The 9,044-nt window shown below is 64.7% G+C and carries 13 protein-coding genes; all 13 read right to left on the bottom strand.

The genetic code is table 11. The annotated features are described in order from the left end of the window. Positions 1–450 (bottom strand): hydrogenase nickel incorporation protein HypB (hypB, locus tag WN73_RS16960; protein WP_271553889.1); only part of this gene is annotated, 450 nt, incomplete at its 3' end. Further along, on the bottom strand, positions 447–623 hold the full coding sequence (locus tag WN73_RS16955; RefSeq protein WP_271553888.1) for a hypothetical protein: 177 nt from the start codon (positions 621–623) through the stop codon (positions 447–449). The genes hypB and WN73_RS16955, both read right to left, overlap by 4 nt. 45 nt (positions 624–668) lie before the next feature. Continuing rightward, positions 669–1,010: a hydrogenase maturation nickel metallochaperone HypA gene (gene hypA / locus WN73_RS16950; RefSeq protein ID WP_028174200.1), complete on the bottom strand. Its 342-nt coding sequence runs from the start codon at positions 1,008–1,010 to the stop codon at positions 669–671. Then, a complete protein-coding gene (locus WN73_RS16945) occupies positions 1,003–2,091 on the bottom strand; it encodes a nickel-dependent hydrogenase large subunit (protein ID WP_271553886.1) in 1,089 nt (362 codons plus the stop codon). The genes hypA and WN73_RS16945 overlap by 8 nt, the downstream gene beginning before the upstream one ends. Continuing rightward, complete coding sequence (hybE, locus tag WN73_RS16940) at positions 2,088–2,597, bottom strand: [NiFe]-hydrogenase assembly chaperone HybE (protein ID WP_011089672.1); 510 nt, start codon at positions 2,595–2,597, stop codon at positions 2,088–2,090. Before hybE ends, WN73_RS16945 begins: the two co-directional genes overlap by 4 nt. Beyond that, positions 2,594–2,803 carry a rubredoxin gene (locus WN73_RS16935; RefSeq protein WP_011089673.1) on the bottom strand — a complete coding sequence of 70 codons (210 nt, stop codon included), beginning with the start codon at positions 2,801–2,803 and terminating at the stop codon, positions 2,594–2,596. Before WN73_RS16935 ends, hybE begins: the two co-directional genes overlap by 4 nt. Then, positions 2,800–3,663 (bottom strand): hydrogenase expression/formation protein, encoded by an 864-nt coding sequence (locus WN73_RS16930; RefSeq protein WP_011089674.1) that lies wholly within the window; start codon positions 3,661–3,663, stop codon positions 2,800–2,802. Before WN73_RS16930 ends, WN73_RS16935 begins: the two co-directional genes overlap by 4 nt. Continuing rightward, the gene (locus WN73_RS16925) at positions 3,660–4,106 is read right to left on the bottom strand and encodes a hydrogenase accessory protein (RefSeq protein WP_271553883.1); all 447 of its coding nucleotides are present in this window, start codon (positions 4,104–4,106) and stop codon (positions 3,660–3,662) included. Before WN73_RS16925 ends, WN73_RS16930 begins: the two co-directional genes overlap by 4 nt. 272 nt (positions 4,107–4,378) lie before the next feature. Next, positions 4,379–4,675 carry a HypC/HybG/HupF family hydrogenase formation chaperone gene (locus WN73_RS16920; protein WP_271553882.1) on the bottom strand — a complete coding sequence of 99 codons (297 nt, stop codon included), beginning with the start codon at positions 4,673–4,675 and terminating at the stop codon, positions 4,379–4,381. 26 nt (positions 4,676–4,701) lie between these two features. Next, a complete protein-coding gene (locus WN73_RS16915) occupies positions 4,702–5,280 on the bottom strand; it encodes a HyaD/HybD family hydrogenase maturation endopeptidase (RefSeq protein ID WP_011089677.1) in 579 nt (192 codons plus the stop codon). Positions 5,281–5,296: 16 nt separating this feature from the next. Further along, the gene (gene cybH, locus WN73_RS16910) at positions 5,297–6,040 is read right to left on the bottom strand and encodes a Ni/Fe-hydrogenase, b-type cytochrome subunit (protein ID WP_011089678.1); all 744 of its coding nucleotides are present in this window, start codon (positions 6,038–6,040) and stop codon (positions 5,297–5,299) included. A gap of 9 nt (positions 6,041–6,049) precedes the next feature. Then, positions 6,050–7,840, bottom strand: a complete 1,791-nt coding sequence (locus WN73_RS16905; RefSeq protein ID WP_011089679.1) for a nickel-dependent hydrogenase large subunit — start codon at positions 7,838–7,840, stop codon at positions 6,050–6,052. Positions 7,841–7,869: 29 nt separating this feature from the next. Further along, positions 7,870–8,961, bottom strand: a complete 1,092-nt coding sequence (locus tag WN73_RS16900; RefSeq protein ID WP_011089680.1) for a hydrogenase small subunit — start codon at positions 8,959–8,961, stop codon at positions 7,870–7,872. Positions 8,962–9,044: the final 83 nt, after the last annotated feature.

Below are 9,044 nucleotides of genomic sequence, written 5' to 3'. Positions count from 1 at the left end.
CTTGTCCTCGCCCTCGGTGGTCGAGAACACCACGATCTTGCAGGCTTCGCCAAGATCGAACGCTGCCGGGCAAACGAGGTTGCCGACATTCTCGATGAAAAGCAGCCCGCCGTTCAGCCAGGGCAGCCGGTCATAGGCCTCGCCGACCATGGCGGCATCGAGATGGCAGCCCTTGCCGGTGTTGACCTGGATCGCCGGCACGCCGGTCGCGCGAATGCGCTCGGCATCGTTGGAGGTCTGCTGGTCGCCTTCGATCACGCCGATCGCAAAACTGTCCTTCAGCTCGGAGACGGCACGGACCAAGAGCGAGGTCTTGCCGGCGCCGGGGCTCGAGACAAGGTTGAAGGCAAGCACCTCGTCGGCGCGGAAGCGGGCGCGATTGTCGGCGGCGAGCCTGTCGTTCTTGCCGAGGATGTCGCGCTCGACCTGGATGATGCGGTCGCTGCTCATGCCGGCGATCTTCTGGCCGGCCGGATTGGCGCCGCAGTCGAGCAGCCCGGTGTCGCCGTGGGCGTGATCGTGGTGATGATGGTGGTCATGGTCATGACCGTGGTGGTGGTGATGATGCCCGTCGTGACCATGATCGTGGTCATGCCCGTGATCATGATGATGATCATGGGCATGTTCGATGGACGCCTTGCCGTCGCTGCAGCCGCAGACCGTACACATCAGTCGACCTCCAATTCCCTCACGCGCATCTCTTCGCCGCCCGTCACCTGCAATTGATAGCCGCCGCAGGACGGACACGGTTCGTATCGCTGCTTGATCTCGACGCTCTTGGAACAGGCCATGCACCACGCCGTGCCCGGCGTCTCGACGATCTCGAGTTTGGCGCCTTGCGCGATGGTCCGCGCGGCGACGGCCTCGAAGCAGAATTTCAGGGCCTCCGGCGCGACATGGCTGAGCGCACCGATCTCGAGACAGACAACGTTCACCTTTGCAAAGACGCGCTTGCGCGCTTCCTCCTCGACGATGCCGATGATGCCTTCGCACAGCGCCATCTCATGCATGGCCGGCCTCGCGAAAATCCACGCTGAAGCCGACGCAGGGATCGAAGGAGCCGACCAGCGCGCGAACCGCATCCTGGCCCGGTCGGCCGGCGGCGAGCGTCGCGCCCTTGAGGCTTTGGACCAGTGGACCGCGGGCGTGAAAGTTCCACTCGGTCGGCGCCAGGAATTCGAAGTTGACGATGCGATCCTCGTCGTCGAGTACGACGGCGTGATAGAGCCGGCCGCGCGCGCATTCGACCGCGGCCGCGCCCTTGCCGGCGCCGAGCCGATAGCTCGCCACGATACCGCGTTCGAGATCCGCGTCGCCGTGATCGAGCCAGGTGCAGAGCTGCGCGACCTCGGCAATGCGCGCCCTCAGGCGCGCGGCGGGGCCCGCCGCCGTCGATGAAATCTCTTCGCGGTGCGCCCTGCGTGCCCAGACGCCGGTTTCCGGAATCTGGCCGCAGAGGTCCGGCGCATCGGAATAGGCCGCCCCGTCCGCCAGCAGACGCGCGACGATATCGAGATCGTTAGCCGCGGTCAGGAACGACGGCTCGGCCAGCGGCCGCGACACCAGCCTGCCATCACATCCCTCGACGGAAGCTGCGAGCGCGCTGCCCGACGCAAGCGCATGGTCTTCGGAGATCCCCAGCGTGCCGACCGCGGTCCTGATCTGCGCGACCGCATCGCGACGCAGGGCCTGCGGCACGGCCTCGCTCGGACCGCCGAGGAGCGCACTCGCCTGCATCACGGCGCGCACCGCCGCAGCGCTTGTGCCGTCGAGCGCGCGCCGTCCGACGAAGAGGCCGCGCAGCAATTCGGTCAGCCGTTCGGCGACGACCACGGTGAGGCGATGCCGCACCGTCGCGGGCGCCGCCTCCTGCCCTTGCGCAGCTTCCACTGCCGACAGGAATGCGACCTGATGGGCAACCGAGCAGAGCGAGAACAGCCGCGGCAGCACCGGGAGCAGCGAGGCCGCCGGCTTTCCCGCAAACAGGCGCGTCAGCGGCGGCCGGCTGCGCGGCTGGATCGCGACGTCGGCGATCGTGGCGCCGGAGAGCCACACCGTAATGTCGATCTCGTTGCGGAACGAGAGGCTCATCCGCGCCGCTCCGTCAGGGTACCCCGCAGGAAGTTACGCCGATCGATCGGGGTTGTCGCGGGCTCGCGGCGGCGAACCGCCTCCTCGCTGTCGGCCGGCAGCATCAGCTCGGCAAGCGCGGCTTCAGCCGTCGCCCGCGCGGCGTCCATGTCGGCGAACTGGAACATCGGCGAGAACAGCGAGCAGCTCGCGATCCGGCCGATTTGCCCGACCTCGCTGATGGTGAACTCGATATCGCCCGCGGGAAAACGAATACGCGCAGTCGCGCCCGAGGTGGCCTGTGCCACCGCGCTCGCCGGCAGCACCACGTTCATGAACCAGGGCGTGACCATGATGCCGACGATCGTGCCGTTGAAGGCGCGGAAGCCGACCGCTTCGACGCCGAGCGCATCGTTGTAGATCGGCAGATCGCGCATGGCGCGCTCGCCGATCTCCCGATAGCTTCCGGCCAGGAGATCGCCCCATGCTACGGCGTCGGCGTCCGGATTTGGCGCGCTCCCGGTCATGATTCGATCGCCATGAACTTGGACTTCGGGGCGTCGCAATTCGGGCAGTGCCACTCCTCCGGCAACGCCGCGAACGGCGTGCCGGGCGCGATCTGCGCCACATCGTCACCGTCAGCCGGATCATAGACGGTCCAGCAGATGCCGCATTCCAGCCGCGTGACGTCGGTGACGTCCTGGCGCACGCCAAAATTCTCGAAGGCGCTCATTTGAAATAGGCCTCGATGATTTCCTTGAGCCGCTCGGCGGAATCCTCGAAATCCTCGTCCGCGGCCAGCGCAACGGTCGGCACGCCGCCGACTTCGAGCGTATCGAGAATGATGGTGTCCATGGCGTTGAAGAACTGCACGGACCAGACATTGCGGATGCCGGTGGACAGCACGCGGCAGGTGCCGTAGCCGCGCGACACCAGTTGAATCGGTCCGTTCCGGATCGTGTCCTGCAAAAAGCTCATGTCGACCGGACTCATCGGCAACAGCGTGAAATTGATGATCTGCGAGCGGATGCCGGGCCGCCACGCGAGCGCCCGCTCGCGGATCTCGGCGAGCACCGGCAGCACGTTCATGGCACCCTCAGGCACCTGTCCGATCTCGAAATCGGCGGATGTCAGGTCGGCGGCCGCGCGCTTGACGATCTCCGGGACGGCGCCGATCTCGAGGTATTCGTGGTTGGCGTCGGTCTCGAGCCGCACGCGCCAGATCCCTGCCAGCACCGATTCCTGGATCTGCGCCAGCGATCCATCCGGCAGCGCGACGACGCCGGCGACCTCGCCTTCGCCGAGCACGTCGGCAATGAGCTTGCTCTCGAGATCGTTGAGATTGGCGAGCCGGAACAATTGCGACGGCGCATCGGCTTTCTGGCCCGCGATCGCATCTGCGATCCGCGAGAGCAGCGCGACCGCGTTTGGGCAGCTCCTGGCAAGCTCCGCGCTGTCGAGCGTTGCAAGCTTGGCGAGCGCACCGGCCGCCGTGAGGCTTCCTTTCGATGCATTGAGACTCTCTTCGCCGATCGGAAACACGCTGACCGGTTGCTCGGCGCCTTCGGGCGCATCCCAGAATCCGACTTTCATAACTCGACACCTTGTGTGCGGTGCTGGGGCACGATGGTGACGGCCACCGCGGCGCTTTGCCCGCGCGGCCGGTCGATCAGCTTGGTGATGCGGTCGACATAGACTGACCAGTCCTGGATCTTGGCGATCAGCCCCAGTGTCTCGCCCTTGGCGACGAAGATCAGCGTCGGCTGCACGCGGACGCCAAAACGCTGGCCGAGCGCGCTCTCGTCGCCGCGCGCGATGACCGCACCGCGCAGCCGGCCACCGAATGCGGCGATCAGCTCCGGCAGCACCACAGCGACGTCGGTCGCCTCCGGAAAGCGGTTGGGATCGCCCGCCGACAGCAGCACGGCGATCGCACCAGCCTCGTCTGCTGCGCCAAGAAAATGTTCAACCGTCGCGGCATCGACCTCATTCAGGCCGTGCCGCGTCAGATCATGCTTCCCCACCTGGAATTCCATTGGACCTCCCCTGACAAGCTTATGAATTGCTCGGGATAGGGGTTAGCAAGGCATGTGCCAGGATATGTTAGCGACTTTCCGGATTTATCTCATTGACTTACATCAGATATTTTATTGCGCGCCGATGATGCAGGCCCCCGATGATAAGATACATTCCACATTCAGTGAAAGCTATCTTTGCAGATAGAAAGACGCATTCCAGGTAGCTTGTGGCGCCCGCACGCCGGTCCGGCCGCGGAGGCGGTGATCCCACTTGATTCCTGGACGTTGGCTTATTCGGACCGCAGGTGCGCTGGCAGTTGCGGCTCGCGGTCGATCAGGTCGGCGAAGAAGCGGTCGCAATCCTCACCGTCGAGCGCAGCACCAAGACCGTCGATCGCGGCGCCAATCAGGCGCGCCTCTTCATCATCGAGAAGCCGGATCGCGGTGTCGATATAGACCAGCACGTGGGTGCCGACCGGCGGGTTGGAGAGCAGCAGCATGGAGACGCGGCGCTGTTCGCCGCGAAATGCGCACAGCGCCGAGACGCCATCCGTCTCGACAATCGTCATCGGCAGGCCGAGGCACATCGTGCTTTCTCCGGAGATCGCGCCTCTCAGGCCGGCCGCATCTCGTAATTGGCGTGATCGATGTCATTGGCGAGCAGCCGCTCGGACTCCGCCAATGGCGCGCTGCGGCGGCTCACCGTGACGCCCCACTCGGCCAAGACCTGGCAGGCGAGATCGATCGAGGGCGCGATCTGGTCGCGCACCGGCGGCGTCAGCGGCCCGCCCCAGTCTTCGAGATCGAGCGGCTGGCAGCCGATCAGCACGAGATGCTTCGGGCACCGGCCGAGCAGGTCGGCGGCGCTGATGACCTCCTGGAAGCCGGTCTGGTGCAGGCTCATCTTCTTGGCGCCGGTGAAGCGAGGCACCTCGTCGTCGCGCACGAGCTTCAACCGGCCGGGCTCGAGCCCATAGTCGATGGCGTCGAACACGATAAGGCGGTCGGCCTCCTCCAGATAGTTCACGAGGTACAGCCCCTGCGTGCCGCCGTCGAGGATGGTGACGTTGTCAGGCACGGCGTAGCGGCGGTGGAACTCCTCCACCGCGCGCACGCCAAAGCCTTCGTCGGCCCACAGGATGTTGCCGATGCCGAGCACCAGGATGCGATTGTCTTGCGAGGATGTCGGCATCGTCAGTCTTCCCGTTTCAGTCGCGGAATTGCCGCTCGCCCGAGATCATCGAGGAGATGATGCTCTGGCGCGACATGATGTCTTCACGGACCGCGGCGTAGATGTGCACCATCACGAACACGACCAGCGCCCACATGCCGAGATGGTGCCAGGTGTGGACGTCCTGGCTGTTCGGCCAGATCGCAAACACCCAGCCGAACAGCTTGTGCTGCCAGCTGTCGATGCCCTGACCTTCCGAATAGAGCGCAAAGCCGGTGACGATCATGAAGGCCACGAACAGGGTGAAGCCCGTGAACATCGCGGTTTGCGCCAGCGGGTTGTGCCCGACATACATCTTCGGCTCGCGTTCCAGGAACGCGTACCAGCGGATCTCGTGCAGCACTTCCTTCCAGAACTGCTTGCGGTGAACCGGGATGTAGAAGATCTGCCGGGAGTGATGGTTGCCGACGAAGGCCCACAGGATACGCGTGAGGAAGAACACCGCGAGCACCTGTCCCGCTGCGAAATGGGCGAAGCGAATGTAGCCCATCACGAAGTTGTCGGACGCCTCGCCCGCGACCGTCGGCAGCGGCGTTCCGATCAGATAGCCGGTCACCATCAGCACAATGATCGAGAACGCGTTCACCCAGTGGCAGATCCGCACCGGCGCTTCGTAGACATAGACGGTGGGACGCCCCACCGCACGTTCTCCGGAAGCGTCGGCGGCGATCGCCGCGAGGTCGGGCCCGGCGTCGGAGGCGGGAGCAACTGCATCCATCATGGCGACCTCCTACCTGACCTTGACCTTGGCGAGCTCCTGGCCATCCGGGCTCATGACGTGCGTCGAACAGGCCAGGCACGGATCGAAGGAATGGATCGTGCGCAGAATCTCGAGCGGCTGCTCGGGATTGACCATCGGCGTGTTCATCAGCGACGCCTCGAAGGCGCCGATGTTGCCCTTGGGATCGCGCGGCGAGCCGTTCCAGGTGGTCGGCACGACGCACTGGTAGTTGTCGATCTTGGTGTCCTTGATCTTGATCCAGTGCGCGAGCGCGCCGCGCGGCGCCTCGGTGAAGCCGACGCCCTTGGCCTCCTTCGGCCAGCTCTCCGGCTTCCACTTGTCGACATTGGCGGTCGAGCTGTCGCCGGCCTTGATGTTGGCGACGAGCTTGTCCTGGAAGTAGCGCATCTGCCGTCCGGCCCAGACGGATTCGAGCGCGCGCGCGGCGGTGCGGCCGAGCGTCGAGAACAGCGCCGACGTCGGCAGGTTCAAATCCCTCAGGAACTTGTCGACGGGATCCTTGAACTCGGATTTGTTCTGCGCGTAGCCGACCACCCAGCGCGCCAGCGGGCCAACCTCCATGGCGTGGCCCTTCCAGCGAGGTGCCTTGATCCACGAATACTTGCCGCCCTCGTCGAGCTGCTCGATCGCGGTCTTGGTTCCCTTCGCATTGGGCCCCAGCACGTAGTTCGGCTCGGTGACGCCGTCCCAGGGATGCAGACCCTTGGTCTCGTCGGGGTATTTGTACCAGGAGTGGACCACGAACTCCTGGATCTCGTCGGGGTTGGCGTGATCGACCGGAAACACCTCGGACAGATTGCCGTTGATGATGGCGCCGCGCGGCAGCTTCAGGCTCTTGGCGGAATAGTCGTTGGCATGTTCGGGCACGTCGCCATAGGCGAGCACGCTCTGGCCCGAGAGGCCGCCGCCATAGAGCCAGTCCTTGTAGAACGACCCGATCGCCGCCACGTCGGGCAGATAGACCATTTCGTTGAACTCGATCAGCCGGTCGATGATCGAGGAGATCAGGTTCAACCGCTCCATGTTGATGGCGCCGACGGCACCCGTGCCGTCGACGTTGATCGGACAGGGCACGCCGCCGACCAGCCAGTTCGGATGCGGGTTCTTTCCGCCGAAGATGGTGTGGATCTTGACGATCTCCTTCTGGAAGTCGAGCGCCTCCAGATAATGCGCCACGGCCATCAGATTGGCCTCGGGCGGCAGCTTGTAGGCCTTGCTGCCCCAATAACCGTTCTTGAACGGACCGAGCTGCCCGGACTCGACGAACTTCTTCAGCCTTGTCTGCAGATCCTTGAAATAGCCGGGCGACGACAGCGGCCAGTTCGAGATCGACTGCGCCAGCGTCGAGGTCGCCCGCGGATCGGCCGAGAGCGCGGAGACGACGTCGACCCAATCCAGCGCATGAAGGTGATAGAAATGCACGACGTGGTCGTGCACCTGCAAGGCCAGCTGCATCAGGTTGCGGATCGAATTGGCGTTCTCCGGAATGGTGATCCCGAGCGCGTTCTCGACCGCGCGCACCGACGTCAGTGCGTGCGTGCCGGTGCAGACGCCGCAGATCCGCTCGGTGAACGCCCAGGCGTCGCGGGGATCGCGGTTCTTCAGGATCACTTCGATCCCGCGCCACATCGTGCCGGTCGAGACCGCATTGCGGATCACGTTGTCGGCGTCGACATTGACCTCGACCCGCATGTGACCTTCGATACGGGTCACCGGATCGACGACGATGCGCTTGCCGGAATTGTCGAGATTGAAGCCGTTGGGAGTCTGGATACCCATGGTGTTCCTACCCTAGTGTTTCTCTTCGCTCAGCTGTTGTGGTCGGCGTCTTCGCGCTTGGTCGCGAGCCGCTTCACTGCGGTCACGGCCGCATGCGCGGCCACCGCGGCGCCGACGGCGCCCGCCGCCACCATGCCGATCTGGTCGGCGTTCTTCTCGATGCCGAACTGCTTGATGTTGGTGAGACGGTCGTAGAACGAGCCCTTGTCCCAGAAGCCGTCCTCGGAGCAGCCGATGCAGCCGTGGCCCGACTGGATCGGGAAGGACACGCCGCCATTCCAGCGCACGGTCGAACAGGCGTTGTAAGTCGTCGGGCCCTTGCAGCCCATCTTGTAGAGGCAGTAGCCCTTGCGGGCGGCCTCGTCGTCCCACTCCTCGACGAACTGGCCGGCGTCGAAATGCGGACGGCGGTAGCACTTGTCGTGAATGCGCTGCGAGTAGAACATCTTCGGCCGGCCCTGGCGGTCGAGCTCGGGCAATTTGCCGAAGGTGGTGATGAAGGTGACGACGCCGGTCATCACTTCGGCGATCGGGGGGCATCCCGGCACCTTGATGATGGGCTTGTTTGTGATGACCTTGTCGATCGGGGTCGCCTGTGTCGGATTGGGCTTTGCCGCCTGCACGCAGCCCCAGGACGCGCAGGCGCCCCAGGCGATGATCGCCATCGCGTCCTCGGCCATCATCTTGAGCTTCTCGACGAACGGCTTGCCGCCGTCGATGCAGAACATGCCGCCTTCGTTCAGCGGCGGATTGCCTTCCACCGCGAGGATGTACTGGCCTTTGTGCTTGGCGCGGGTCTCCTCGAGGATGGCCTCCGCCTGGTGACCCGCGGCCGCCATGATGGTGTCGTCATAGTCGAGCGAGATCATCGACAGCACGGCATCCTTGACCAGCGGGTGCGCGGACCGGATGAAGCTCTCGGAGCAGCAGGTGCATTCGAGGCCGTGCATCCAGATCACGGGCACGCGCGGCTTGGTCTCGAGCGCGTTCGCGATGCGGCTCGCCGCCAGCGGCCCGAGCCCGAGGCTCGTCGCCGTCAGGCTGCAAAATTTGTGAAAGCTCCGACGCGTGATGCCTTGCCGCCTGATCACGCTGTAAAACGTTTCCGTCGCCGCGCCCATGTATCCTCCCGCCTTCGCTTTGACTTTTCGATGACGCCAAGGACAGCAAGAAGCAGGCCAACAGCCTGGAGCGATTCAAAAGT

The organism is Bradyrhizobium sp. CCBAU 45394, from assembly GCF_028128655.1.
In the GTDB taxonomy this organism is placed as follows: domain Bacteria; phylum Pseudomonadota; class Alphaproteobacteria; order Rhizobiales; family Xanthobacteraceae; genus Bradyrhizobium; species Bradyrhizobium diazoefficiens.
This window is presented reverse-complemented; position numbering and strand designations above follow the sequence as displayed.

What these genes read in the sequence shown, in the direction of transcription:
- WN73_RS16955 (WP_271553888.1), bottom strand. Translation starts at nt 623, where the DNA reads ATGCCCATGATCATCATCATGATCACGGGCATGACCACGATCATGGTC.
- hypA (WP_028174200.1), bottom strand. Translation starts at nt 1,010, where the DNA reads ATGCATGAGATGGCGCTGTGCGAAGGCATCATCGGCATCGTCGAGGAG.
- WN73_RS16945 (WP_271553886.1), bottom strand. Translation starts at nt 2,091, where the DNA reads ATGAGCCTCTCGTTCCGCAACGAGATCGACATTACGGTGTGGCTCTCC.
- hybE (WP_011089672.1), bottom strand. Translation starts at nt 2,597, where the DNA reads ATGACCGGGAGCGCGCCAAATCCGGACGCCGACGCCGTAGCATGGGGC.
- WN73_RS16935 (WP_011089673.1), bottom strand. Translation starts at nt 2,803, where the DNA reads ATGAGCGCCTTCGAGAATTTTGGCGTGCGCCAGGACGTCACCGACGTC.
- WN73_RS16930 (WP_011089674.1), bottom strand. Translation starts at nt 3,663, where the DNA reads ATGAAAGTCGGATTCTGGGATGCGCCCGAAGGCGCCGAGCAACCGGTC.
- WN73_RS16925 (WP_271553883.1), bottom strand. Translation starts at nt 4,106, where the DNA reads ATGGAATTCCAGGTGGGGAAGCATGATCTGACGCGGCACGGCCTGAAT.
- WN73_RS16920 (WP_271553882.1), bottom strand. Translation starts at nt 4,675, where the DNA reads ATGTGCCTCGGCCTGCCGATGACGATTGTCGAGACGGATGGCGTCTCG.
- WN73_RS16915 (WP_011089677.1), bottom strand. Translation starts at nt 5,280, where the DNA reads ATGCCGACATCCTCGCAAGACAATCGCATCCTGGTGCTCGGCATCGGC.
- cybH (WP_011089678.1), bottom strand. Translation starts at nt 6,040, where the DNA reads ATGATGGATGCAGTTGCTCCCGCCTCCGACGCCGGGCCCGACCTCGCG.
- WN73_RS16905 (WP_011089679.1), bottom strand. Translation starts at nt 7,840, where the DNA reads ATGGGTATCCAGACTCCCAACGGCTTCAATCTCGACAATTCCGGCAAG.
- WN73_RS16900 (WP_011089680.1), bottom strand. Translation starts at nt 8,961, where the DNA reads ATGGGCGCGGCGACGGAAACGTTTTACAGCGTGATCAGGCGGCAAGGC.